Origin of the sequence: Aeromonas sp. S2(2024) (genome assembly GCF_041402505.1) — a bacterium.
Lineage (GTDB): Bacteria > Pseudomonadota > Gammaproteobacteria > Enterobacterales > Aeromonadaceae > Aeromonas > Aeromonas media.
The window spans coordinates 255390-280179 of record NZ_JBGLRL010000003.1 but is presented as its reverse complement, the minus strand read 5'-3'; the positions used below and the strand labels follow the sequence as shown (position 1 = coordinate 280179).

Sequence of the window (24790 nt, the reverse complement as noted above, 5' to 3'; positions counted from 1 at the left end):
GAGTGGGCCCGGCTGGCAGGGGTTGGCGCACTATTAATTGCTGCAAACGGGAATTGCCGGTTTACCCCACTGTGTCACGAGGCTATAATCCGCGCCTCGGAGTCGGCTGGGCAATCGCTGCTTCGTCGTTGTGTCCCTCGGGACAGACGGGCGGAGGGGAGGAAAGTCCGGGCTTCATAGGGCAGGGTGCCAGGTAACGCCTGGGAGGCGCGAGCCTACGACCAGTGCAACAGAGAGCAAACCGCCGATGGCCCGCAAGGGATCAGGTAAGGGTGAAAGGGTGCGGTAAGAGCGCACCGCGCGACTGGCAACAGTTCGTGGCACGGTAAACTCCACCCGAAGCAAGACCAAATAGGCCCCTATTGGCGCGGCCCGCGTTGGGGGCGGGTAGGTTGCTTGAGCCAGTGAGCGATTGCTGGCCTAGAGGAATGATTGCTACCCGGGGCAACCCGGTACAGAACCCGGCTTACAGGCCGACTCCGACCTATTCCTGAAGAGCCTTGCGATTTATCGCGAGGCTCTTTTTTATAGCGGTAGAAAATAGCAAAAGATTGGATGAAGATACTGGCCGACATAGAGAGGTATCATGAAAATTACATGTAAATCAATATATTGCATTTTGTTTGCATACGATTGTCATGCATTACTGTGTAAAAAGAGGGGAGACTCCAGCATGTGTTACTTCTTTCACATTGTTCATTTTAAAAATGTTCGCAATTAATCCTATGGCCTTTAACACAAATAACTTGTGGAAAATCAACTCATTTAATCTGTAGCCTCCCTGCGCTGCGTCAATATGTTCCCCCTGCCCGAGATCCTTGCTTGAAAAGCCCCTTGCTCGTCCTTAAACTTCATGGTGGAGAAAAGTGGATCAAAGTGGTTTTTATCGGGCGATTTGCCCCCTTAACTCATTTTCAGGGACTGCAATTTGTTGCGTGGCGCTCACGCCATCAGCCTGGACAGCAAAGGGCGACTGGCGATTCCGACCAAATATCGAGATTGGCTGCGCTCCGAGCGCGACGGCCAGCTGGTCTGCACCATCGACATTGCCCACCCCTGTCTGCTGCTTTACCCCCTGAGTGAATGGGAAGAGATAGAGCGCAAGCTCAAGACACTTTCCAGTACCAACCCGGCGGAACGCCGCCTGCAGCGCATGTTGCTCGGCCATGCGACCGAGTGCGAACTGGATGGCAATGGCCGTCTGCTGCTGAGTCAGCCACTGCGTAGCCACGCCGGGCTGGACAAGAAGATCATGCTGGTGGGCCAGCTCAACAAGTTTGAGTTGTGGGATGAAGCCCGCTGGCAACAACAGATCAATGACGACATTCTGGGCCTGCCCGAGGACGATTGGGCAAGTTCACCACGACTACAGGACTTTTCTTTATAAATGACCCAAGCCGCTGAACACATCACAGTGCTGTTGCACGAAGCCGTCGAAGGGCTGGCCATCAAGCCGGACGGTATCTACGTCGACGGTACCTTTGGCCGGGGTGGTCACTCTCGTCTCATTCTCCAGCAACTGGGTCCCAACGGCCGGTTGATCGCCATCGACCGGGATCCCCAGGCCATTGCCGAGGCGGCCAAGATCCAGGATCCCCGCTTCGAGATCGTGCACGGTCCCTTCTCCGGCATCACCAGCTACCTGAGCGATCGCGGTTTGCTGGGCAAGGTCGACGGCTTCCTGCTGGATCTGGGTGTCTCTTCTCCCCAACTCGACGACGCCGAGCGCGGTTTCAGCTTCATGAAAGACGGCCCCCTCGACATGCGCATGGACCCGACCACGGGCCAGAGCGCCGCCGAGTGGCTGGCTCGCGCCGATGTGGATGACATCGCCTGGGTGCTGAAGACCTTCGGCGAGGAGCGCTTTGCCAAGAAGATTGCCCGCGCCATCGTCCATGATCGGGTGACCGAGCCCTACGTGCGCACCCGTCAGCTGGCCGAGATGATTGCCCGGGTCAATCCGAGCAAGGAGAAGGGCAAGCATGCGGCAACCCGAAGCTTCCAGGCCATCCGCATCTACATCAACAGCGAGCTGGACGAGATCGAGACTGCGCTGAACGGTGCGTTGCAGGCGCTGGCGACCGATGGTCGTCTCTCCGTCATCAGCTTCCACTCCCTGGAAGACCGGCTGGTGAAGCACTTCATTCGCAAGCACGAGAAGGGGCCGGAAGTGCCCCATGGCATCCCGTTGACCGAGGCTCAGCTGGCCGGTGGCCGCAAGTTGAAGTCGGTCGGCAAGGCGCTCAAACCTTCCGAACATGAAGTCACCGAAAACAGCCGGTCTCGCAGCTCGGTGCTGCGAGTCGCCCAGCGCCTGGCGGATTGAGTCATGAGTGAGGTACGGATTCATCTGTCCAGAGAGATCATCAGCGATCTCTGGCGCCACAAGCTGCAGGTCGTGTTGACCCTGGCCGTACTGATCACCGCCTTTGCGGTGATCCTGGTGACCAACATGACCCGCGGGTTGACGGCCAAGCAGAATGACCTGATGGCGGAAGAGGACAGGCTCAACATCGAGTGGCGGCACCTGCTGCTGGAGCAGGGGACCTTGGCCGAACACTCCCGGGTGGCGAGTCTGGCCATGGATAAATTGCAGATGGCTCGCCCGTTGGTGACCACCGAAAAGGTAATTACACAACCATGACACGCAAGGCCGCCACCAAGGCTCCGGCAAAGGACAAAGCCAAGGCTAAAGCACCGTCACTCTACCCGTGGCGCTTTCGCACGCTGGTGTTTTTCATCGGCATCGCGTTTGCGGGGCTGATCTTGCGGCTGGCCTGGATCCAGGTGATAGATCCGGACAGACTGCGCCAGGAAGGGGACATGCGCTCCCTGCGTACCACCTCCACCCAGGCGGTGCGCGGCATGATCACCGACCGCAACGGCGAGCAGCTGGCGGTCTCGGTGCCGGTCGAGGCGGTCTGGGCCGATCCCAAGACGGTCCACGAATCCGGCGCCATCCACAACGAACGCGCCTGGCTGGCGCTCTCCGCCGTGCTCAAGCTCGACATCAACACCCTCAAGCACCGCATCTCCAACCCCAGCAAGCGCTTCGTCTATCTGCAGCGTCAGGTGACCCCTGCCGTAGCGGAATACATCAAAGGTTTGAAGCTGGGGGGCATCTACCTGCGCCCCGAGGCGCGCCGTTTCTATCCGACCGGCGAAATCAGCGCCCACCTGGTGGGGGTGACCAACATCGACGGCAGCGGCATCGAGGGGATAGAGCGCAGCTACAACGAATGGCTGACCGCGACCCCGGGCGAGATGCGGGTGCGCAAGGACAGGCAGGGCCGGGTCATCGAGCGGCTCGGCCTGGTCAAGGAGGGCAAGCACGCCAACGATCTGCAGCTCAGTATCGATCAGCGGGTGCAGGCGCTGGCCTACCGCGCCCTCAAGCGCGCCACCGACGAGAACAAGGCGACCTCCGGCTCCATGGTGATGCTGGACGTCAAGACCGGCGAGGTGCTCGCCATGGTCAACACCCCCTCCTACAACCCGAACAACCGGGGCCAGTATCAGAGCTTCCGGGTGCGCAACCGGGTGGTAACCGACACCTACGAGCCGGGTTCGACCGTCAAGCCTTTGATCCTGCTCAGTGCCCTGCAGGCGGGCGTCACCAGCTGGAAGGACACCATACCCGGTGGTCCCCTGTTCATCGGGGCCAAGCAGATCCGCGATGTGAGCATTCACAAGGCGACCAATCTGTACGACATACTGCGCTACTCCTCCAACATCGGCATGTCGCGGATCGCGCTGCGGATGCCGGCCCAGGAGATGATCAACACCCTCAGCATGGTCGGTTTCGGCATGGATACCGGTAGCGGCCTGATGGGGGAGAGCGGCGGCATGCTGCCCCAGCGCCGCCGCTGGTCCGACATCGAGCGGGCGACCCTCTCGTTCGGCTATGGCCTGCGGGTCACCCCGCTGCAGCTGGCTTCTGCCTATGCCACCCTGGCCAACAAGGGCAAGCGGGTGCCGCTCTCCATCATCAAGGTGACCACGCCACCCAAGGGTGAGCAGGTCATCGACCACAACAACGCCACCGCCATGCTGCAGGCGCTGGAGTACGTGGTCAGCAATGCCATTCCCAAGGCGCAGATCCCGGGTTATCGGGTCGGTGGCAAGAGTGGGACCGCCAAGGTCGCCGTCGCCGGTGGCTACGGCAAGGATTACATGGCCTGGTTTGCCGGCTTCGCACCGGCCAGCAACCCCCGCTTCGTCATGGTGGTGGTGATCAACGAGCCCAAGGGCGATGCCTATTACGGTGGTGCCGTGGCGACCCCGCCATTCGCCGAGGCCATGGGTGGCGTGCTGCAGCTCTTCAATATTCGCCCCGACGCCATCCCCCCTGAGGTGCCGGCGAAGCTTGCCCGTACGGAGACCGCCAATGGCGCACCTCGTACCTGACAGGCATCCGCGTTTCTCTGTCGACCCCGCGACTGTCGGGGTGTTTTCCATGGCGCCCCGTCCCCTGAGCGTCTGCATTCCTGTCCATTCGGAGGCTTCCCATGTTGCCGCCCCGCGCACTTGATCAACTCATGAGCCATTTCGGCATCACTGCCCCGGCGCTTCCCCTCACCGACATCCAGCTCGACAGCCGGCGAGTCGGGCCCGGTTCTCTCTTCGTGGCCATCCGGGGCCACCAGATGGATGGCAGGCGTTTCATCGAACAGGCGGTGGCTCAGGGAGCGACCGCCGTCCTGTTTGAGGAGGATGGGGAATTCGTTGCACCCGTCACTTCCATCCCCTGTTTCGGGCTCAAGGATCTGCCCGCTCGCCTCTCCGAACTGGCTGGCCATTTCTATGACCATCCGGCGCAGAAGCTGCAGTTGGTGGGCATCACTGGCACCAACGGCAAGAGCACCACGGCCTTGCTGGTCGCCAACTGGCGCACCCTGCTGGGAGGCAAGGCCGGGGTGATGGGTACCATAGGCAACGGCCTGTTTGGCAATCTGATCGAAGCGGAAAACACCACCGGCAGCGCCGTCCAGGTGCAGGCCAATCTGGCGGCGCTGCAACAGCAGGGAGCCGATCTGGTGGCGATGGAGGTCTCCAGCCACGGTCTGGTGCAGCATCGCGTCGCAGCTCTGCCGTTTTCCGCGGCTGTGTTCACCAACCTGAGCCGTGATCACCTGGATTATCACGGCACCATGGAGGCCTATGGTGCCGCCAAGGAAGAGTTGCTGAAACTGGTGGACGAGCCCTGCGCCGTCATCAATGCCGACGACCGTCTGGGGCGCCAGTGGCTGGCAGCCTACCCCGGCGCGGTGGCCTTCGGCGTGCATGGCCCGATTGAAAACCATGCCGGGCGACAGTTGACGGCGCAGGACCCCCATTTCCACCAACAAGGATTTGACACGCGCATTAACTCCAGCTGGGGGAATGGTGTATTATCCGCCCCCTTGCTCGGCCGCTTCAACGTCAGCAATGTGCTGGCCGCCATGGGCGCCATGCTGGTACTGGGTTATGACTTCGATGCACTGTTGGCCAGCGCCCCGAAACTGCAACCAGTGACCGGTCGCATGGAGTGCTTCGGCGGTGGCAAGGCGCCGCTGGCGGTGGTCGATTATGCCCATACCCCGGATGCGCTGGAGAAGGCATTGCAGGCCCTGCGGGTGCACTGCGAAGGCCGGCTCTGGTGTCTGGTGGGCTGTGGTGGCGACCGGGATCGCGGCAAGCGGCCCATGATGGCCGCCATGGCGGAGCAACATGCGGACTGCGTGATCCTGACCGACGACAATCCCCGTACCGAGGCGCCGGAGCAGATAATGGCGGACATGGTGGCGGGCCTTCGTGATCCCGGTCTGGTGCAGATCGAGCACGACAGGGTCAAGGCGATTGCGCTGGCCCTCAGCCAGGCGAGCAAGCAGGACATCATCCTGGTGGCCGGTAAGGGCCACGAGGATTATCAGATCATTGGAACCGACAAGCGGCACTACAGCGATCGGGAAACCGTCGCAGCCGCGTTGCACACATTAATGGAGTCATTCACATGATGACCCTCAGGCTTGCCGACCTGGCGCAGGTGCTCGATGCCCGTCTGATCGGTGGCGATCACGAGATCACGGCAGTCAGTACCGACACCCGCACTCTGGGCAAGGGGGCGCTGTTCGTCGCGCTGCGTGGCGAGCGTTTCGACGCCCACGATTTTTGCGACCAGGCCGTTCAGGCAGGGGCCTCTGTCCTGCTGGTGGAGCGCGAGCTGCCGCTGGCCATTCCGCAACTGGTAGTGGCCGATACCCTCAAGGGGCTGGGTCGCCTCGGCAAGCTGGTACGCGAGCGGATCAACCCGAAAGTGCTGGCCATCACTGGCAGTTGTGGCAAGACCACGGTGAAGGAGATGGCGACTGCCATCCTGCGCCAGGAAGGGGAGGTGCTGGCCACCGCCGGCAACTTCAACAACGAGGTGGGGGTGCCGCTCACCCTGCTGCGCCTCGAGGCGCAGCACCAGTTTGCTGTGATGGAGCTGGGTGCCAATCACCCCGGCGAGATCGCCTGGACCACGTCGCTGGCCCAACCCGATGCCGCCATCATCAACAACGTGGCCGCCGCCCATCTGGAGGGGTTCGGCTCCCTGGAAGGGGTGTTCCACGCCAAGAGCGAAATTTTTGAGGGCCTGAGCGAGGGTGGCACAGCCATCGTCAATGCTGACAACGAGTTCTGGCCGAAGTGGCAGGCGAAGGGCATTCATTGCGCCTTCTCCCTCGAGGATCAGAGCCAGCCGTTCCACGCCCGTGACATCGTACTCAACGGGCAGGGCTGCGCCGAATTCGTGATGGTGACCCCTCAGGGGGAATTAACCCTGACCCTGGCCATTCCGGGCCGCCACAACGTGGCCAACGCCCTGGCTGCCGCTGCCGGTACGCTGGCGCTGGGCGCCTCGCTCGCCTCGGTCAAGGCCGGGCTGGAGCAGATGGCACCGGTCAAGGGCCGCTTCTGCGTGCAACGCTGGGGTGGCCTCACCCTGGTGGATGACACCTACAACGCCAGCGTGGAGTCCGTGCTGGCGGGCATCGATGCCCTGACCGCCATGAGCGGCTACAAGGTGCTGGTGTTTGGTGACATGAAGGAGTTGGGGGAGGAGTCCGCGGCCCAGCACGCCCGGGTTGGACACCACGCCCGCGAACAGAGCCTCGACGCCGTGCTGACGGTAGGGGAACAGAGTCGTCACACCGCAGATGCCGCGGCGGGTCGACATTTCGATAACAAGGCGTCGTTGTTTGAAGTGCTTGCGCAAATGATAAATACACATCAAGAAATCTCGATCCTGGTCAAGGGTGCCCGCGGGTCCCGCATGGAAGATATCGTCAAGATGGTCGTTGACCGTCAGGAGTCAGCCACATGCTAGTCTGGCTGGCGGAACTGCTCACCCCGCACTTCACCTTCTTCAACGTCTTCTCCTACCTGACGTTCCGCGCCATCCTGTCGATCATCACCGGTCTGGTGGTGGCGCTCTGGATGGGGCCGCGCCTCATCCGTCGTCTGCAGATCCTGAAATTCGGTCAGGTGATCCGCAACGACGGCCCCGAGTCACACCTCAGCAAGAAGGGCACCCCGACCATGGGGGGGCTGATGATCATCGCGGCCATCTTCATCTCAGTGCTGCTCTGGAGCCGCCTCGACAATCCCTATGTCTGGCTGGTGCTGTTCGTGCTCGGTGCCTACGGTGCCATCGGCTTTGCCGACGACTACCTCAAGGTGGTGCGCAAGAATACCGACGGCCTGATCGCCCGCTGGAAGTACTTCTGGCAATCCGCCGTTGCCCTGGCCGTGGCGGTGTTCCTCTATGCCACCGCGACCCATGACGGTCAGACCCAGCTGGTGGTGCCCTTCCTCAAGGATGTGATGCCGCAGCTCGGTCTGATGTTCATCGTGCTGACCTATTTCGTCATCGTCGGTACCTCCAACGCGGTCAACCTGACCGACGGCCTGGATGGACTGGCCATCATGCCGACCGTGATGGTGGCAGGTGGCTTCGCCTTTGTCGCCTGGGCCACCGGCAACGTGAACTTCGCGAACTACCTGCACATTCCCTACGTGCCCTACACCTCCGAGCTGGTGATCGTCTGTACCGCCATCGTCGGGGCGGGTCTGGGGTTCCTCTGGTTCAACACCTATCCGGCCCAGGTCTTCATGGGGGACGTCGGCTCCCTGGCCCTCGGCGGCGCGCTCGGCACCATCGCCGTGCTGGTGCGTCAGGAGTTCCTGCTGGTGATCATGGGGGGCGTCTTCGTGATGGAGACAGTCTCGGTGATCCTGCAGGTGGGGTCCTACAAGCTGCGCGGCGTGCGCATCTTCCGCATGGCGCCCATCCATCACCACTATGAGAAGAAGGGCTGGCCGGAGCCGCGAGTCATTGTGCGCTTCTGGATCATCACCCTCATGCTGGTGCTGCTCGGCCTCGCCACCCTGAAGGTGAGGTAAGCCATGGTCATCATCATCGGACTCGGCAAAACCGGACTCTCCTGCGTCGACTACTTCCTCGGTCGTGGCGTGACGCCCCTGGTGATGGATACCCGCGCCAATCCGCCGGGTAAGGAGCAACTTCCCCCCGAGGTGGAGCTCGTTCACGGGCTGGACGGCGATCTGCTCAAGCAGGCGCACATGATAGTGGCGAGTCCGGGTATCGCCCTGGCGACCCCCGAACTGAAAGCCGCAGCCGAGTTCGGGGTGCGCATCGTCGGCGACATCGAACTGTTCGTGCGCGAGACCCAGACCCCCGTCATCGCCATCACCGGCTCCAACGGCAAGAGCACCGTCACCACGCTAGTGGGAGAGATGATCGCCGAGGCCGGCCTCAAGGTGGGCGTGGGTGGCAACATCGGCACCCCGGCGCTCGAGCTGCTCAAGCAGCCCATGGATCTCTGTGTGCTGGAGCTCTCCAGCTTCCAGCTCGAGACTACCTACAGCCTGCGTGCCGCGGCGTCCGTGGTGCTGAACCTCTCCGAGGATCACATGGATCGCTATGAGGGCATGGCGGATTACCGCGCCGCCAAGCAGGAGATCCATCAGCACTCCCAGCACATCCTGGTCAACCGGGACGATCCTCAGACCCTGCCCGACGTGGGTCAGGTGTGGCAGAGCTTCGGGCTCGATTGCAATGGTTACGGTCGCTGCGAGCTGGATGGCCGCCACTGGCTGACCCTGCACGGGGAGCCGCTGCTCGCCGTGGACGAGATGAAGATAGTTGGTGCCCACAATCAGGCCAACGCCTTGGCGGCCATGGCCCTGTGCGATGCGGTCGGGATTCCCCGTGAGCCGCAACTCGCCGTGCTGCGCCGCTTCGAAGGCCTGCCCCACCGTGCCCGCTTCGTGCGGGAAGTAAACGGGGTGCGCTGGATCAACGACTCCAAGGCCACCAACGTGGGGGCCACCCTGGCCGCCGTGGCCGGTGTGCGTGAATCGGTGAAAGGCCGCCTGCTGTTGCTGGCCGGTGGCCAGGGCAAGGGGCAGGATTTCGGTCCGGTGCAGGCGCTGCTCGGCAACCAGATCGATCACATGTATTGCTTCGGCCAGGATGCGGACATCCTGCTCGCGCTGGGTGAGCAGACTGAGCAGGTCGCCTCCCTCGACGACGCCGTGGCCAAGGCCGCAGTCGACGCCAGGCCCGGTGACTGGGTACTGCTGGCGCCGGCCTGTGCCAGCCTGGATCAGTTCACGTCTTTCGAAGCGCGCGGTGATCGTTTCACCGAACTGGTGATGACGCTATGAACGCCCTTCGCGTCGTCGCAGGCTTTTTGCAGCGCTGGCTGTTGCCTGCGCGCCCTGCAGGTCTCTACGACAGGCAGCTGGTGGTGCTGGCGCTGGCGTTGATGTCGGTAGGGTTGGTGATCGTGGCCTCCGCCTCCATCCCCGAAGGGATAGCCCTCGGCGATGACCCCTTCATGTTCGTGAAGCGTCACGGGATGTTTCTGGTGATGGCGCTCGGCATCTCCTGGTTCGTGCTGCAGGTGCCCATGGCGCGCTGGCAGCAGTACAACGGCCCCATGTTGCTGCTGGCCATCGTGCTGCTGGTGATGGTGTTGCTGGTGGGCCGCAGCGTCAACGGTTCGGTGCGCTGGCTGCCACTCGGCCCCTTCAACCTGCAGCCGGCCGAGTTCGGCAAGCTGGCGCTGTTCGTCTATCTGGCGGGTTACCTGGTGCGCCGTCAGAGCGAGGTGCGCGAGCGCTTCATCGGTTTCATGAAACCCATGGCGGTGTTGTTCGTGGTGGCCATTCTGCTGCTGGCCCAGCCCGATCTCGGCTCCGTGGTGGTGATGTTCGTCACCTCCCTCGGCATGCTGTTCCTGGCGGGGGCCCGCATGGTGCAGTTCATCGGCCTCATCCTGGTGGGGGTGAGCGCTGTGGTGACCCTGATCATCGCCGAGCCCTACCGGATGCGGCGTGTCACCTCCTTCCTGGATCCCTGGGCCGATCCGTTCGGCAGCGGCTACCAGCTGACCCAGTCCCTGATGGCGTTCGGTCGTGGCAGCTGGTTTGGCGAGGGGCTCGGCAACTCCATCCAGAAGATGGAGTACCTGCCGGAGGCCCACACCGACTTCGTGTTTGCCATCCTGGGCGAGGAGCTGGGGTATGTGGGCGTACTGGGTGCGCTCTTCCTCATCTTTTCGCTGGCGGTGAAGGCGCTCAAGCTCGGTCATCAGGCGCTGGTATCAGAGCGCCTGTATGAAGGCTATCTGGCCATCGGCATCGGCATCTGGTTCAGCTTCCAGACCTTCGTCAACGTCGGCGCCGCCAGCGGCATGATGCCGACCAAGGGCCTGACCCTGCCGCTGGTCAGTTACGGTGGTTCCAGTCTCATCATCATGATGGTGGCGGTGAGCATGTTGATTCGTATCGATTTCGAGTTGCGCCAGGCCAGTGCCCAGGCGCGCGTGCGGGAGGTTGCGTGAGCAAGACGTTACTGGTGATGGCGGGCGGTACCGGGGGCCATGTGTTCCCCGGGCTTGCCGTGGCCGATCGCCTCAAGGCACAGGGCTGGACTATTCACTGGCTCGGTACCGCCGACCGGATGGAGGCCGAGCTGGTGCCCGCCCATGGCTACCCCATCTCCTTCATCGACATCCAGGGGGTGCGTGGCAACGGCATCAAGCGGTTGCTGGCGGCGCCCTACCGGATCGTCAAATCCGTGCTGCAGGCCCGCCAGGTGCTCAAGACCATCCAGCCCGACGTGGTGCTCGGCATGGGGGGCTTCGCCTCCGGTCCGGGCGGTGTTGCCGCCTGGCTCTCCGGCATTCCGCTGCTGCTGCACGAGCAGAACGCGGCAGCCGGCATGACCAACAAGCTGCTGGCACGTCTGGCCAAGCGGGTGCTGATGGCCTTCCCTGGCGCCTTCGCTCCCAATGCCCGTACCGCCGTGGTGGGCAACCCGGTGCGCCCCGAAGTGGTGGCGCTGCCGGATCCCCAGCTGCGTAGCAGCAGCGAGCCGCTGCGGCTGCTGATCGTCGGCGGCAGCCTGGGAGCCCGGGTGCTCAACGAACAGGTGCCGCCAGCGGTCGCAGCCGCCGGTGTGCCCATCGCGGTGCGCCACCAGTGCGGCAAGGGCAACCGGGAGGCTGTCGCGCAGGCCTATGCCGTGCAGGGCGTCGAGGCCGAGGTGAGCGAGTTTATCAAGGACATGGCCGATGCCTACGCCTGGGCCGACCTGGTGGTGTGCCGGGCTGGTGCCCTGACGGTCTCCGAAGTGGCTGCCGCCGGTGTGGCCGCCATCTTCGTGCCGCTGCCCCATGCGGTGGATGATCACCAGACCCGCAACGCCCTGACCCTGGTCGATGGCGGGGCGGCGGAGTTCCTGCCCCAATCCGAGCTGACCCCGGCCTCCCTGGCGGCGCGTCTCTCCTGGCTCGCCGGGCGCAGGGAAACCCTGTTGAACATGGCCCAGGCCGCGCGCCGCGTCGCCATCATCGATGCCGCCGAGCGGGTGGCCGATGAGTGCAAGCGGCTCGCCAGCGGGCAGAGTGAGAAAGCATGTTGAGCAAGATTGTACAGGCCAGGCCGTGCAGTCTTGTCCCCGTATATATTGATGCCGCCGAGCAGGTTGCCGATGTGGGCAAGCGGCTGGCGGCAGACATGAAGAGAGAGCTATGACCAAGGTTGAACTGGCAAAACTGCGTACCGTAATCCCCGAAATGCGCCGCGTGCGTCGCATCCACTTCATCGGCATAGGTGGTGCCGGTATGGGGGGGATCGCCGAGGTGCTTGCTAACGAGGGCTATCAAATTTCCGGCTCCGATCTGTCCCGCAATGCGGTGACCGAACGGCTCGCATCCCTGGGGGCTCATATCTTCGTGGGACACAGTGCCGAGCACGTGAACGAGGCGAGCGTGGTGGTGGTGTCCACCGCCATCAAGCAGGACAACCCCGAGTTGCTGGCCGCCCGCGAGCTGCGCATTCCCGTGGTGCGCCGTGCCGAGATGCTGGCCGAGCTGATGCGCTTCCGCCACGGAGTTGCCGTCGCCGGCACTCACGGCAAGACCACCACTACCAGTCTGGTGGCGAGCATCTATGCCGAAGCCGATCGCGACCCGACCTTCGTCATCGGCGGTCTGCTCAACAGCGCCGGCACCAACGCCCGCCTGGGCAGCAGCCGCTATCTGATCGCCGAGGCGGACGAGAGCGACGCCTCCTTCCTGCATCTGCAACCCATGGTTTCCATCGTGACCAACATCGAAGCGGATCACATGGACACCTATGGTGGCGACTTCTCCAGGCTCAAAGCCACCTTCATCGACTTCCTGCACAACCTGCCGTTCTACGGTCTGGCCGTGGTGTGCGTGGATGATCCCGTGATCCGTGGCATGCTGCCGGAGATCGCCCGTCCGACCCTGACCTACGGCCTTTCCGAAGATGCCGATGTACAGGTGCTGGACTTCGTGCAGACCAGCAACCGCAGCCGCTTCCGGGTTCGTCGCAAGGATACCGGCGAGCTGACCGTCACCCTGAATCTGCCGGGCATCCACAATGCGCTCAACGCCGCCGCCGCCATCGCGGTTGCGACCGAAGACGGCATTGGTGACGAGGCCATCATCCAGGCGCTCGCCAAGTTCGAAGGGGTGGGCCGCCGCTTCCAGCAATATGGCGAGTTCGAGACGGGTCGTGGCAAGGCCATGCTGGTGGATGATTACGGTCACCACCCGAGCGAGGTCAAGGTGACCATCAACGCCGCTCGCGCCGGCTGGCCAGAGAAGCGACTGGTCATGGTGTTCCAGCCACACCGTTACAGCCGGACCCGGGATCTCTACGAAGATTTCGCCGACGTGCTCTCCAAGGTGGATGTGCTGGTGATGCTGGAGGTGTATGCCGCCGGTGAAGAGCCGATTCCGGGTGCCGATGGCCGTGCCCTGTGCCGCTCCATCCGCTCTCGCGGCACCCTGGAACCCATCTTTGTCGCAACGCCTGACGATGTGCCGGCGGTGCTGGCCGACCTGATTGGCGAGGGGGATCTGGTGCTGACTCAGGGCGCCGGTAACGTCGGGGCACTGGCCCGCCGTCTCGGTGAGATGAAATTGAGCGTAGATAGCATGAAATCCGGTGCCTGAGGGCCCAATGAGTATTTTGACCGCCAAGCCGGGGCCTATATAATGGCGAACCGGTCTGCAAGTGGCCGGCATGGCGCGTTATACGGGGATCGATCGGGTGGAGGCAAGGGCACAAGGGCGCACCAAGGGGGGCTTCATCGCCGGGGTGGCATTTTTCATCCTGGTCATGTGGGGGCTCTACCAGACTGCGCTGGATGTTAAAGACTGGCTGACGGATGCCAGTCGGTTGCCCATGAGCGAGCTGTTGCTGCAGGGGCAACACGAATATTTGAAAGCCGATGAGTTGCGCGCGGCCGTGCTGGATGGCGCCGAGTTGCGCAACTTCTTCGAGTTGGACGTGAACGAATTGCAGGGGCGTTTGAACGCCCTGCCCTGGGTGGCCCAGGTCTCGGTACGCAAGAAGTGGCCGAACAAGATCAAGGTCTACCTCACCGAACAGGATGTAGCGGCACGCTGGAACGGCAACCGCTTCGTCAACACAAAGGGTGAGGTGTTCAGTGCGCCGGACAGGGTGAAGAAACCCCTGATGCAGTTGTCCGGGCCCGATGATCAGGCCGCAAAGGTGCTGGAAGCCAGCCATCAGTACGAGACGCTGCTGGCGGCCAGGGGATACAAGTTGTTGGGGGTGAATCTGACCCCCCGCCATGCCTGGGAACTGACCCTGGATGGCAACATTCAGCTGTTCGTGGGGCGCTCGGATATCGCGCTTCGCCTGCAGCGGTTTATCGATGCCTTTCCGGTCATCGAACCCCGTGAGCGGGTTGCTTACGTGGATCTTCGATACGACACCGGGATGGCCGTTGGCTGGAAGAAAAGCGAAGAGAAAGTGAATGACCAACACCGCAGATAGAAATTTGATTGTCGGACTGGATATCGGCACGACCAAGGTGGCGGTACTGGTTGGCGAAGTATTGCCCGATGGCGAACTCAATGTCATCGGCATGGGCAGCCACGCTTCTCGCGGGATGGAGAAGGGCGGGGTCAACGACCTCGACTCCGTGGTCAAGTCCCTGCGCCGCGCGGTGGAAGAAGCCGAGATGATGGCCGACTGCCAGATCAGCTCCGTCTATCTGGGGCTGTCCGGCAAGCACATCGATTGCCGCAACGAGACCGGCATGGTGCCCATCTCCGACGAAGAGGTGACCCAGGAGGACGTGGACAACGTCATCCACACCGCCAAGTCGGTACGACTGTCCGATGAGCTGCGGGTGCTGCACGTGCTGCCTCAGGAGTTTGCCATCGACTATCAGGAAGGCATCAAGAATCCGGTCGGTCTCTCCGGCGTGCGGATGGCGGCCAAGGTGCACCTGATCACCTGCCACAACGACATGGCTCGCAACATCGAGAAATGTGTGGAGAAGGTGGGTCTGCGGGTGGATCAGCTGATCTTTTCGGCCCTGGCTTCCAGCTATGCCGTGCTGACCGAAGACGAGAAGGAGCTGGGTGTCTGCGTGGTGGACATCGGTGGCGGGACCATGGACATGTCGCTGTTTACCGGCGGTGCCCTGCGCCACACCAAGGTGATCCCTTACGCTGGCAGCACTGTGACCAGCGACATCGCCTACGCCTTTGGCACACCGCCACTGGACGCGGAAGCGATCAAGGTGCGCTACGGTTGCGCCCTCGGCCGCCTGGTCAGCAAGGAAGACAATATTGAAGTCCCCAGTGTCGGCGGTCGCCCGGCGCGCAGCCTGCAACGGCAGACACTGGCTGAAGTGATTGAACCCCGCTACACGGAATTGCTCTCCATGGTGAATGACGAGCTGGTACGGGTGCAGAGCGAATTGAAGGCACAGGGGGTCAAGCATCAGCTGGCGGCCGGTGTGGTATTGACCGGTGGCGCGGCCCAGATCGAAGGCATTGTGGAGTGCGCAGAGCAGATCTTCCAGAGCCAGGTCCGGGTGGGCGAACCCATGAACATTCGGGGATTGAGCGATTACGTGCAGGCACCTGTGTACTCGACTGCGGTCGGGCTGCTGCAGTACGGCCGTACCAATCAATCCACCGGCAGTAGCAAGGAATATGCCGCCAAGGCAAGCGTAGGTGGGCTGGTCAAACGGGTCAGCAACTGGTTGCGTGGCGAGTTCTAAAGATTTTGCTGAGTCAGGCAAATAAAGCGGAGAGACAACATGTTTGAATTTATGGATAGCCACACTGACGAAGCCGTCATCAAGGTGATAGGTGTGGGTGGCGGCGGCGGCAACGCAGTCGAGCACATGGTTCGTCAAAACATCGAGGGTGTTGAGTTCATTACCGTCAACACCGACGCCCAGGCACTGCGCAACTCCAGTGCCAACACGACTCTGCAGATCGGCGGTGGCATCACCAAGGGTCTGGGAGCCGGAGCCAATCCGGAAGTGGGCCGTGATGCCGCCATGGAAGACAGGGAAGCGCTGCGTGAGCTGCTGACCGGTTCAGACATGGTCTTCATCGCCGCCGGCATGGGTGGTGGTACAGGCACCGGTGCCGCACCTATCGTGGCCGAAGTGGCCCGCGAGATGGGTATCCTGACCGTCGCCGTCGTGACCAAGCCGTTCTCCTTCGAAGGGAAGAAGCGGATGGGCTTCGCCGCTCACGGTATCGAGGAGCTGTCCAAGAACGTCGATTCCCTGATCACCATCCCCAACGACAAGTTGCTGAAGGTGCTGGGTCGTGGCATCTCCCTGCTGGACGCCTTCAAGGCGGCCAACGATGTACTGCTGGGTGCGGTACAGGGCATTGCCGAGCTGATCACCCGTCCGGGCCTGATCAACGTCGACTTCGCGGACGTGCGTACCGTGATGCGCGAGATGGGTACCGCCATGATGGGTACCGGCTCCGCCTCCGGTGATGACCGTGCCGAAGAAGCGGCCGAGAAGGCCATCTCCAGCCCGTTGCTGGAAGATGTGGATCTGGCCGGTGCCCGTGGCATCCTGGTCAACATCACCGCCGGCATGGACATGACCATCGAAGAGTTCGAAACCGTGGGTAACGCGGTCAAGGCCTTCGCCTCCGAGAACGCCACCGTTGTGGTGGGTACCGTAATCGACCCGGAAATGCACGACGAACTGCGGGTCACCGTGGTGGCGACCGGCATCGGTGCCGAGCGCAAGCCCGACATCACGCTCGTAAAAAATAATATGGTACAAGAGCGTCCGGCCCGTCAGCCCCTGATCAGCGAAGCCCTGCAGTCTCGCGTGATGGAAGAGGCCCCGGCCAAGGTGGTGAACGCCGAGCCGCAAGCTCGTCGCGAACCGGATTATCTCGATATTCCTGCGTTCCTGCGCAAGCAAGCTGACTAAGTCTCGCATGGACCTGGTTTGTTTGTTGCTTAAGGATTGTGCTAAGATGGCCCGGCAACGACCATCTGGTCAGGAATTTGAGCTGTTAAGCGGATACGCCCATGATTAGACAAAGAACCTTGAAAACGAGTGTCCAGGCCACCGGTGTGGGCCTGCATTCGGGCCGGAAAGTCACAATGACGTTCCGTCCGGCGCCTGTTAACACAGGGATCGTTTACTTGCGTACCGATCTGAATCCTGTGGTCGCGCTGCCAGCCAACGCCGATCAGGTGCGTGATACCGTGCTTTGTACCGCTCTGGTAAACGAAGCCGGTGTCCGCGTGTCAACCATCGAACACCTCTCTGCCGCTCTGGCCGGGATGGGGATCGACAACCTCTATGTCGAGGTTGACGCACCCGAAATCCCGGTGATGGACGGCAGTGCGCACCCGTTCATCTACCTGCTGCAAGAAGTGGGTATCCGTGAGCAGAATGCGCCCAAGCAGTTCGTGCGGATCAAGCAGAGCATCCGGGTTGAAGACGGCGACAAGTGGGCGGAATTCCACCCCTATCGCAACGGCTTCAAGATGGATCTCGAGATCGATTTCCAGCATCCGGTATTTGAAGGCCGCAACCAGCGTTGCGTGCTGGACTTCTCCGGTGCCTCTTTCGTGAAAGAGATCAGCCGTGCCCGTACCTTCGGCTTCATGCGTGACATCGAGTACCTGCGTTCCCAGAACCTGGCCCTGGGCGGAAGCTTGGAAAACGCCGTGGTACTGGATGACTACCGGGTGCTGAACGAAGATGGTCTGCGTTACGAGGACGAGTTCGTCAAGCACAAGATGCTGGATGCCATCGGCGACCTCTATATGTGCAACCGCAGCATCATCGGCGAATTCCGTGCCTACAAGACGGGCCATGCCCTGAACAACAAACTGCTGCGTGCCTTGCTGGCCAAGCAGGAGGCCTGGGAACTGGTGACCTTCGAGGGTGAGGGCGACAAAGCGCCCATCGCTTACTACGATAACGGTCTGGTTCTGGCCTGATAGCTGTGCAACAGGACGTCGGTCATCTCTCCGCACCGACGTCCTGTCATTTGTTTATTCCATCCTTTAATACCGATTATCTCCCGGTTTTATTGCCCGTGCTGGCTCCTGGCCTCACCTGACCGAGAAGACAGATTTCTATGAGCATTACCCTGATCCTCAACGGTAAGCAGCGCCGCAAGTTGCACTTACCCAAACAACGTCTGGCCTGGGTCGGCGGTATCCTCTTCACTGTATTGGCACTGAGTGGTGGTTGGCTCTGGCAGAGCTGGCACCAGAAAATGGAGGCGCTGGAAGTCGCGCTGGCCATGGCCGAACAGCAAAAATCCACGCAAGGGGCCGATGAAGCCCGTGAACAGCTTGCCATGCTGGCCGCCCAGGTGGGCACCATGCAGGGGCAACTCGGTCGTCTCAATGCGCTCGGCGAGCGTCTGACCGAGAAGGCAGACCTCGATCCCGACGAATTCAATTTCAAGGAGCTGCCCCCCATGGGTGGCCCTTCCTATGACGAAGAGCTGGAAGTGAGCCTGGGCGAGCTGCAAGCCTCCATGAAACACCTCAGCCAGCAGCTCAGCAGCCGTGAAGAACAGCTGTCGGTACTTGAATCTTTCATCATGAATCACCATATCACCGATGCCGGTTTCATCTCGGGTTCACCGGTGAAGCAGGAGCGCGTCTGGATCTCCTCCGGGTTCGGTGGACGGGTCGATCCGTTCAACGGCCGCGCCAAGATGCACAAGGGGGTGGATTTTCGTGGCAAGCCCGGCACTCCCATCCTGGCGACCGGCAAGGGGATCATCAGCTGGGCAGGCCGCCACCCGGAATTTGGCAACATGGTGGAGATAGACCATGGCAATGGTCTGGTGACCCGCTATGCCCACAACTCCAAGTTGTTGGTGGATGTGGGCACCCTGGTCGATGAGGGCCAGAAGATTGCCTTGATGGGGCGTACCGGTCGTGCGACCGGGGTCCATCTGCATTACGAAGTGTTGAAAGATGGTCGTCAGGTCAACCCCGCGCGCTTTCTGAATGCCAGACGGGGTTAGGTTTTTTCTTCAGGTTCCAGTGACGGAACGCTTATATAACCAAAACAGTTGGTACACATGATTAGCACACTGCTCACCAAGATTATCGGCAGCCGGAACGACAGAACGCTCAAGGCTTTGCGCAAAATTGTTAAACAGATCAATGCGATGGAGCCTCAGTTCGAGGCCTTGTCCGATGGCGAGCTGCAGGCGAAGACCGCCGAGTACCGTCAGCGCCTGGAGCAGGGCGAGACGCTTGAGCAGCTGTTGCCGGAAGCGTTCGCCACCGTACGTGAGGCCTCCCGCAGGGTGTTCGGCATGCGTCACTTCGACGTGCAGCTGATCGGCGGCATGGTGCTGAACTCCAACCGCATCGCCGAGATGAAGACGGGTGAAGGCAAGACCCTCACCGCGACTCTGCCGGCCTATCTGAACGCGCTGACCGGTCGCGGTGTGCACGTGGTGACGGTGAACGACTATCTGGCCAAGCGTGATGCGGAGGCGAACCGTCCGCTGTTCACTTTCCTCGGCATGACGGTCGACTGCAACGTGCCCGGCATGGATGCGTCCCAGAAGCGTGACGCTTATGCTGCAGATATTACCTACGGTACCAACAACGAATTCGGTTTCGACTACCTGCGCGACAACATGGCGTTCTCGCCCGAGCAGCGCGTGCAGCGTCCGCTCAACTACGCGCTGGTGGATGAGGTGGATTCGGTGCTCATCGATGAAGCCCGTACCCCGCTCATCATCTCCGGCCCGGCGGAAGACAGCTCCGCCATGTATACCCAGATCAACAAGCTGATCCCGCTGCTGGTCAAGCAGGACAAGGAAGACTCGGAAGAGTATACCGGCGATGGCCACTACACCGTGGACGAGAAGAACCGCCAGGCGCTGCTGACCGAAAACGGCCAGATTTTCGTGGAAGAGCTGCTCAAGAAAGAGGGGCTGCTGGCGGAAGAGGACTCCCTGTTCTCCGCCACCAACATCAGCCTGCTGCACCACGTCAATGCCGGCCTGCGCGCTCACACCCTGTTTGAACGCAACGTCGACTACATCGTCCAGAAAGATGAGATCGTCATCGTTGACGAGCACACCGGCCGTACTATGCCGGGTCGTCGCTGGTCCGACGGCCTGCACCAGGCGGTCGAGGCGAAGGAAGGAGTCAAGATCCAGAACGAGAACCAGACCCTGGCCTCCATCACCTTCCAGAACTACTTCCGCCTGTATGACAAGCTGGCGGGGATGACCGGGACTGCGGATACAGAAGCCTTTGAATTCCAGCAGATTTATGGTCTGGATACAGTGGTCATTCCGACCAACAAGCCGATGGTGCGCAAGGACATGGGCGATCTGGTCTACCTGACCGCCCAGGAGAAGTACGTCGCCATCGTCGAAGATATCCGTGGCTGCGTCGAGCGTGGCCAACCTGTACTGGTCGGTACCGTCTCCATCGAGAACTCCGAACTGCTGTCCGGCATCCTGACCAAGGAAAACATCCCGCACAAGGTGCTGAACGCCAAGTTCCACGCCATGGAAGCGGAAATCGTCGCCCAGGCCGGTCAGACCGGCGCAGTCACCATTGCCACCAACATGGCCGGTCGCGGTACCGACATCGTGCTCGGCGGCAACTGGCAGGCCGAGATTGCCGTGCTGGAGAACCCGACCAGCGAGCAGATTGCCGAGCTGAAAGCGGCCTGGCAGGTGCGTCATGACGCTGTACTGGCCTCGGGTGGTCTGCACATCATAGGTACCGAGCGCCACGAATCCCGTCGCATCGACAACCAGCTGCGTGGCCGTTCCGGTCGTCAGGGTGACCCGGGCTCCTCCCGTTTCTACCTCTCCATGGAAGATACCCTGATGCGGATCTTCGCCTCCGATCGCGTCACCGGCATGATGAAGAAGCTGGGGATGGAAGAGGGAGAGGCCATCGAACATCCCTGGGTGACCAAGGCCATCGAGAATGCCCAGCGCAAGGTGGAAGGCCGCAACTTCGACATCCGTAAAAACCTGCTCGAGTTCGATGACGTGGCGAACGACCAGCGCAAGGTGGTCTACGAACAGCGCAACGAGCTGCTGGACACCAACGACATCTCCGACACCATCCATGTCATCCGGGACGACGTCTATGGCAGCGTGATCGACGAGTACATTCCGCCCCAGTCCCTGGAAGAAATGTGGGACGTGCCTGGTCTGGAGGCGCGTCTGAAGTCCGATTTCGCGCTGGACCTGCCGCTGCAGCAGTGGCTGGCGGAAGACGACAAGCTGTATGAAGAGAAGCTGCGCGAGCGCATCCTGGAAGAAGCCACCAAGCTCTACGCCCACAAGGAAGAGCTGGTCGGCAAGGACGTATTGCGCAACTTCGAGAAGGCGGTGATGCTGCAGACCCTGGATGGCCTGTGGAAGGAGCATCTGGCGGCCATGGATCACCTGCGCCAGGGCATCCATCTGCGCGGCTACGCCCAGAAGAACCCCAAGCAGGAGTACAAGCGCGAGTCCTTCGATCTGTTCACCCAGATGCTGGAAACCCTCAAGCGTGACGTGGTCAGCATCCTAAGCCGGGTACAGGTCCAGGAGCGCGATGTGGAGGCGATGGAAGAGCAGCAGCGCCAGCAGGCGGAAGCGGCTCCCCGCACCTATACCCATGCCGCCGCCGAGAACCAGCTGGCCGACGAAGAGACCCAGGCCGACGCGGCGCCGGTGACCTTCGTGCGCGACGAGCAGAAGGTCGGTCGCAACGATCCCTGCCCCTGCGGATCCGGCAAGAAGTACAAGCATTGTCACGGTCAGTTGACCTGAGTGACCTAATGCCATGACAAGGCGGGCCCGGTGCCCGCCTTGTTTTTGTCACATGGCGACGCAAAATCGGATGTTGGGCATCATCGGCAGCTCACCCAGCCGGGTGCTGGGGTCATAGAGCGATCCGAACAGGCAGAGAGTACAAAGGTAACAAGATGGAACAGAAAAAGCGGATCTGGGTGGCGGTCGGCGTCATCGAGAATGAACGGGGCGATATCTTCATCGCCAAGCGCTCTTCCGATCGCCATCAGGGGGATCGCTGGGAGTTTCCCGGGGGCAAGGTGGAGTCAGGGGAAGACCTGCTCACCGCGCTCGACAGGGAGCTGTGGGAGGAGATCGGCATCCGGGTGCAGGATTGCACACCTTTCATGGAGCTGCATCACGACTACCCGGACAAGCAGGTGCTGCTGGATATCTGGAAGGTGACCCGCTTCCTGGGCGAGCCCTTTGGCAAGGAGGGGCAGGAGTGCCGCTGGGTGCCGCTGGCCGAGTTGCACAACTACCACTTCCCCGATGCCAATGGCCCCATAGTGGCGCGGCTGCAGGCCGTGCTGGCTTGAGCAGGTAGCAAGATAAAATGAAAAAGGGCCAAGCGGCCCTTTTTCATTTTGCAGAGGTGAGTGACCGCCACTGGCTTATAGCCACTGGCCGCCCTCTTCCGGCTCCGGCAGCAGATCCGGGTTGATCTCCCCTGGGATCCGCTTCTCTTCATCCGCCCATTCGCCGAGATCGATCAGCTGACAGCGCTTGCTGCAGAAGGGGCGAAACGGGCTCTGTGGGCCCCATTCCACTTCGTTCTGACAGGTCGGACATTTTACCTTGGTGACCATGGGAGCTCCTTAGCAGCAGGCAAGCTGGAAGGATACATCGCCAATTGGTTGTTCTGTTGTGGGCAGAAAACGCAGGGCGAAGCGGTTCTTGTGGCCACTCAGGGTCGGGTAGCAGGACTGGGAACCGGTCAGGCGGATGCGGATCAGCTCGGCCCCCTCGGCGGTATCCTGGAAGAAGCCATTGGTGGCTACCTGATCGCTGAAGTGGCCAGATTCACGCCACAGCCTCAGCAGCAGGGAGATGGCGTTCATCAGCAGGTTGATGTCACTGAGCCATTGCTGCATCTGTTGATGGCGGCCCACGGCCGGCGTCACTAGCCAGTGGTGCAGTTGTGGCACGTCGAAGGCACATAGACCACCGGGAATGGAGAAGCGCTGGCGGATGGAGCCGAGCAGACGATCCTCTTTCAGGCGGGCGCCAGGACGAGGGGAGCTGAGCAGGCTGCGGGAAAGCTGGGTGCTCTCCTGCTGCATCCGCTGGATCTGCTCGAGGTCAACGTCCGGCAGGCTGGCCCAATGGCTCAGACGCTGGCCGAGACGCTCGAGATCCTTGATCAGATCGGCGCGCAGATCACCGCGCTCCAGCAACTCCTGCAAATCGAACAACCCCTTGAAGAAGGCGATGTGTGCCCAGGACTGGTCACTCTCCAGATTGTCGCGGATCTGGGAAAACAGGGACTCCAGACGAAGATAGGTCCGGCTTTTTTCGTTGAGGGGAAAATCGTAAATCATGCCTAATCCTGGCCAGCCATAAACCGGCCTAGTGTACTCACACTTGGGGGGCTTGTTGAGAGGCAAATGCCAGATATGTCTCGTGCAGCGCTAAAATTCGCGCCCGTATGGTCTCAGTCGTGCCACTCTGGTTGTCCAGTACGTCATCGGCCATCGCCAGACGCTCGCTGCGGCTCGCCTGGGATGCCAGTATGGCCTGGGCCTGCTCTCGGCTGACTCCGTCCCGGTGACAGGTTCGCTCGATCTGGGTCGCTTCATCTACGTCGATGACCAGTACTCTATCGGCCAGTTCGGTAAGCCGGTTTTCCACCAGCAGGGGCACCACCAGAAGACAGTAGGGGGAACTGACTGCCGCGCACTGGCGCAGCATCTCGCTGCGAATGATCGGATGGAGAAGGGCATTGAGCCAGGACTTGGCCGCCGGATCGCTGAAGATCCGCTCGCGCAGGACTCGCCTGTCCAGCAGTCCCTGCTCGGTCAAGATCTCTGGGCCGAAGTGGCTGGTGATGGCGGCCAGGGCCGGGGTGCCGGGTGCCACCACTTCGCGGGCAATCAGGTCGGCATCGACCACCTCTATCCCCAGGGCCGCAAACTGGTTGGCGACTGTCGTCTTGCCGCTGCCTATACCGCCGGTGATGGCTACCACATACATAGATTTGTGATCCCCTTGCTAGAGAGCGATGTCCAGATACCAGCGGGTGATGTTATCCCCCCACAGCAGCGCTATCCAGCCCGCGATGGCGAGATAGGGGCCAAAGGGGATGGGTTTGCCCTGATGATGGTTGCGCAGCAGGATGAGCCCGATCCCGATGATGGCGCCGACCAGTGATGAGAGCAGCAGCACAATGGGCAGCGCCTGCCAGCCCAGCCAGGCACCGAGTGCCGCCAGCAGCTTGAAGTCGCCATGGCCCATCCCCTCCTTGCCGGTCAGCAGCTTGAACGCCCAGTAGAGGCTCCAGAGCACCAGATAGCCCGCCATGGCGCCGATCACCGCATCGGCCAGCGGCACAAAGCCGCCGGCCAGATTGAACAACAGACCGCCCCACAGCAGCGGCAGGGTGAGCTGGTCCGGCAGCAGCATCTTGTCCAGATCGATGAAGGTGAGGGCCACCAGTACCCAGGTCAGTGCGAGGGCTGCCAGGGCTCCCCAGCCGGGAGTGAGGGTCGCCGCAACGGTGACCGACAACAGGGCGGTCAGCAGCTCGACCAGGGGATAGCGGGCCGAAATTGGCGCCTTGCATTGTCGGCAGCGTCCCTTGAGCCAGAGCCAGCTCAGCAGGGGGATGTTCTCCAGCGCGCTTATGGGGTGATCGCAGTGGGGGCAGCGAGAGCGCGGTACCATCAGGTTGTAAGGTTCGGCGGGGGAAGTGGCAACCTCGCTGCCGAAGTAATCACGGTAGTCTGCATGCCACTCCCGCTCCAGCATGATGGGCAGGCGATGGATCACCACGTTGAGGAAGCTGCCAATCATCAGGGAGAAGAGAAAAATCAGGGAGAGATAGAGCCAGGGCAGGCCCTGGGCCAGTTCGATCAGAGGCACCATAAATCAACCGCTTGTGT

General features: G+C 61.6%; 22 protein-coding genes and 1 other RNA gene. 19 read left to right on the top strand and 4 right to left on the bottom strand.

The window, feature by feature from the left end:
• The first annotated feature begins 98 nt into the window (after positions 1–98).
• From rnpB to mutT, 19 genes are all read left to right on the top strand, one after another.
• Positions 99–485: RNase P RNA component class A (rnpB, locus tag ACB039_RS05470), an RNA gene on the top strand.
• Between the two features lie 443 nt (positions 486–928).
• Positions 929–1387, top strand: a complete 459-nt coding sequence (mraZ, locus tag ACB039_RS05465) for a division/cell wall cluster transcriptional repressor MraZ (protein ID WP_005332092.1) — start codon at positions 929–931, stop codon at positions 1385–1387.
• Positions 1388–2326 carry a 16S rRNA (cytosine(1402)-N(4))-methyltransferase RsmH gene (gene rsmH, locus ACB039_RS05460; protein ID WP_218410014.1) on the top strand — a complete coding sequence of 313 codons (939 nt, stop codon included), beginning with the start codon at positions 1388–1390 and terminating at the stop codon, positions 2324–2326.
• Positions 2327–2329: 3 nt separating this feature from the next.
• Entirely contained in the window at positions 2330–2644 is a 315-nt protein-coding gene (ftsL, locus tag ACB039_RS05455) for a cell division protein FtsL (RefSeq protein WP_005332094.1), read from the top strand.
• Positions 2641–4407, top strand: a complete 1767-nt coding sequence (locus ACB039_RS05450) for a penicillin-binding transpeptidase domain-containing protein (RefSeq protein WP_139751892.1) — start codon at positions 2641–2643, stop codon at positions 4405–4407. The genes ftsL and ACB039_RS05450 overlap by 4 nt, the downstream gene beginning before the upstream one ends.
• Positions 4408–4511: 104 nt before the next feature.
• Entirely contained in the window at positions 4512–5996 is a 1485-nt protein-coding gene (gene murE, locus ACB039_RS05445; RefSeq protein ID WP_139751896.1) for a UDP-N-acetylmuramoyl-L-alanyl-D-glutamate--2,6-diaminopimelate ligase, read from the top strand.
• Entirely contained in the window at positions 5993–7348 is a 1356-nt protein-coding gene (gene murF, locus ACB039_RS05440; RefSeq protein WP_041204900.1) for a UDP-N-acetylmuramoyl-tripeptide--D-alanyl-D-alanine ligase, read from the top strand. The genes murE and murF overlap by 4 nt, the downstream gene beginning before the upstream one ends.
• The gene (gene mraY, locus ACB039_RS05435; RefSeq protein ID WP_005332102.1) at positions 7342–8424 is read left to right on the top strand and encodes a phospho-N-acetylmuramoyl-pentapeptide-transferase; all 1083 of its coding nucleotides are present in this window, start codon (positions 7342–7344) and stop codon (positions 8422–8424) included. The genes murF and mraY overlap by 7 nt, the downstream gene beginning before the upstream one ends.
• A 3-nt stretch (positions 8425–8427) precedes the next feature.
• A complete protein-coding gene (murD, locus tag ACB039_RS05430; RefSeq protein ID WP_005332104.1) occupies positions 8428–9711 on the top strand; it encodes a UDP-N-acetylmuramoyl-L-alanine--D-glutamate ligase in 1284 nt (427 codons plus the stop codon).
• Complete coding sequence (gene ftsW / locus ACB039_RS05425; protein ID WP_005332106.1) at positions 9708–10892, top strand: cell division protein FtsW; 1185 nt, start codon at positions 9708–9710, stop codon at positions 10890–10892. The genes murD and ftsW overlap by 4 nt, the downstream gene beginning before the upstream one ends.
• Positions 10889–11974 carry an undecaprenyldiphospho-muramoylpentapeptide beta-N-acetylglucosaminyltransferase gene (gene murG, locus ACB039_RS05420; RefSeq protein ID WP_371165272.1) on the top strand — a complete coding sequence of 362 codons (1086 nt, stop codon included), beginning with the start codon at positions 10889–10891 and terminating at the stop codon, positions 11972–11974. The genes ftsW and murG overlap by 4 nt, the downstream gene beginning before the upstream one ends.
• A gap of 109 nt (positions 11975–12083) precedes the next feature.
• The gene (gene murC, locus ACB039_RS05415; RefSeq protein WP_371165271.1) at positions 12084–13538 is read left to right on the top strand and encodes a UDP-N-acetylmuramate--L-alanine ligase; all 1455 of its coding nucleotides are present in this window, start codon (positions 12084–12086) and stop codon (positions 13536–13538) included.
• A gap of 97 nt (positions 13539–13635) precedes the next feature.
• A complete protein-coding gene (locus ACB039_RS05410; protein WP_171274318.1) occupies positions 13636–14388 on the top strand; it encodes a cell division protein FtsQ/DivIB in 753 nt (250 codons plus the stop codon).
• Positions 14369–15628: a cell division protein FtsA gene (ftsA, locus tag ACB039_RS05405; RefSeq protein WP_025328454.1), complete on the top strand. Its 1260-nt coding sequence runs from the start codon at positions 14369–14371 to the stop codon at positions 15626–15628. The genes ACB039_RS05410 and ftsA overlap by 20 nt, the downstream gene beginning before the upstream one ends.
• Positions 15629–15667: 39 nt before the next feature.
• Positions 15668–16819, top strand: a complete 1152-nt coding sequence (gene ftsZ / locus ACB039_RS05400; protein WP_005305686.1) for a cell division protein FtsZ — start codon at positions 15668–15670, stop codon at positions 16817–16819.
• A 101-nt stretch (positions 16820–16920) separates the two neighbouring features.
• Positions 16921–17844 carry a UDP-3-O-acyl-N-acetylglucosamine deacetylase gene (gene lpxC / locus ACB039_RS05395; protein ID WP_025328453.1) on the top strand — a complete coding sequence of 308 codons (924 nt, stop codon included), beginning with the start codon at positions 16921–16923 and terminating at the stop codon, positions 17842–17844.
• A 140-nt stretch (positions 17845–17984) separates the two neighbouring features.
• Positions 17985–18890 (top strand): M23 family metallopeptidase, encoded by a 906-nt coding sequence (locus ACB039_RS05390; RefSeq protein WP_042649032.1) that lies wholly within the window; start codon positions 17985–17987, stop codon positions 18888–18890.
• A 57-nt stretch (positions 18891–18947) separates the two neighbouring features.
• Positions 18948–21668: a preprotein translocase subunit SecA gene (gene secA / locus ACB039_RS05385; RefSeq protein WP_371165270.1), complete on the top strand. Its 2721-nt coding sequence runs from the start codon at positions 18948–18950 to the stop codon at positions 21666–21668.
• Positions 21669–21823: 155 nt separating this feature from the next.
• Entirely contained in the window at positions 21824–22228 is a 405-nt protein-coding gene (mutT, locus tag ACB039_RS05380; protein WP_263684549.1) for an 8-oxo-dGTP diphosphatase MutT, read from the top strand.
• Between the two features lie 75 nt (positions 22229–22303).
• On the opposite strand, the gene yacG is transcribed toward mutT, so the two are convergent.
• The 4 genes from yacG to ACB039_RS05360 are packed head-to-tail and all read right to left on the bottom strand — an operon-like array spanning position 22304 to position 24773.
• On the bottom strand, positions 22304–22498 hold the full coding sequence (gene yacG / locus ACB039_RS05375; protein ID WP_371165269.1) for a DNA gyrase inhibitor YacG: 195 nt from the start codon (positions 22496–22498) through the stop codon (positions 22304–22306).
• A gap of 9 nt (positions 22499–22507) precedes the next feature.
• Positions 22508–23230, bottom strand: coding sequence for a cell division protein ZapD (zapD, locus tag ACB039_RS05370; RefSeq protein WP_161507570.1), 723 nt, complete (start codon positions 23228–23230; stop codon positions 22508–22510).
• Positions 23231–23267: 37 nt separating this feature from the next.
• Complete coding sequence (coaE, locus tag ACB039_RS05365; protein ID WP_371165268.1) at positions 23268–23882, bottom strand: dephospho-CoA kinase; 615 nt, start codon at positions 23880–23882, stop codon at positions 23268–23270.
• 18 nt (positions 23883–23900) lie between these two features.
• Positions 23901–24773, bottom strand: a complete 873-nt coding sequence (locus ACB039_RS05360; RefSeq protein WP_371165267.1) for an A24 family peptidase — start codon at positions 24771–24773, stop codon at positions 23901–23903.
• Between the last annotated feature and the right edge of the window lie 17 nt (positions 24774–24790).

Coding starts and splice junctions, on each gene's coding strand:
- ftsZ (WP_005305686.1), top strand. CDS start 15,668: ATGTTTGAATTTATGGATAGCCACACTGACGAAGCCGTCATCAAGGTG.
- mutT (WP_263684549.1), top strand. CDS start 21,824: ATGGAACAGAAAAAGCGGATCTGGGTGGCGGTCGGCGTCATCGAGAAT.
- murC (WP_371165271.1), top strand. CDS start 12,084: ATGACCAAGGTTGAACTGGCAAAACTGCGTACCGTAATCCCCGAAATG.
- secA (WP_371165270.1), top strand. CDS start 18,948: ATGATTAGCACACTGCTCACCAAGATTATCGGCAGCCGGAACGACAGA.
- coaE (WP_371165268.1), bottom strand. CDS start 23,882: ATGTATGTGGTAGCCATCACCGGCGGTATAGGCAGCGGCAAGACGACA.
- mraY (WP_005332102.1), top strand. CDS start 7,342: ATGCTAGTCTGGCTGGCGGAACTGCTCACCCCGCACTTCACCTTCTTC.
- ftsL (WP_005332094.1), top strand. CDS start 2,330: ATGAGTGAGGTACGGATTCATCTGTCCAGAGAGATCATCAGCGATCTC.
- ACB039_RS05360 (WP_371165267.1), bottom strand. CDS start 24,773: ATGGTGCCTCTGATCGAACTGGCCCAGGGCCTGCCCTGGCTCTATCTC.
- murF (WP_041204900.1), top strand. CDS start 5,993: ATGATGACCCTCAGGCTTGCCGACCTGGCGCAGGTGCTCGATGCCCGT.
- murD (WP_005332104.1), top strand. CDS start 8,428: ATGGTCATCATCATCGGACTCGGCAAAACCGGACTCTCCTGCGTCGAC.
- ftsW (WP_005332106.1), top strand. CDS start 9,708: ATGAACGCCCTTCGCGTCGTCGCAGGCTTTTTGCAGCGCTGGCTGTTG.
- lpxC (WP_025328453.1), top strand. CDS start 16,921: ATGATTAGACAAAGAACCTTGAAAACGAGTGTCCAGGCCACCGGTGTG.
- ftsA (WP_025328454.1), top strand. CDS start 14,369: ATGACCAACACCGCAGATAGAAATTTGATTGTCGGACTGGATATCGGC.
- zapD (WP_161507570.1), bottom strand. CDS start 23,230: ATGATTTACGATTTTCCCCTCAACGAAAAAAGCCGGACCTATCTTCGT.
- ACB039_RS05390 (WP_042649032.1), top strand. CDS start 17,985: ATGAGCATTACCCTGATCCTCAACGGTAAGCAGCGCCGCAAGTTGCAC.
- yacG (WP_371165269.1), bottom strand. CDS start 22,498: ATGGTCACCAAGGTAAAATGTCCGACCTGTCAGAACGAAGTGGAATGG.
- rsmH (WP_218410014.1), top strand. CDS start 1,388: ATGACCCAAGCCGCTGAACACATCACAGTGCTGTTGCACGAAGCCGTC.
- ACB039_RS05450 (WP_139751892.1), top strand. CDS start 2,641: ATGACACGCAAGGCCGCCACCAAGGCTCCGGCAAAGGACAAAGCCAAG.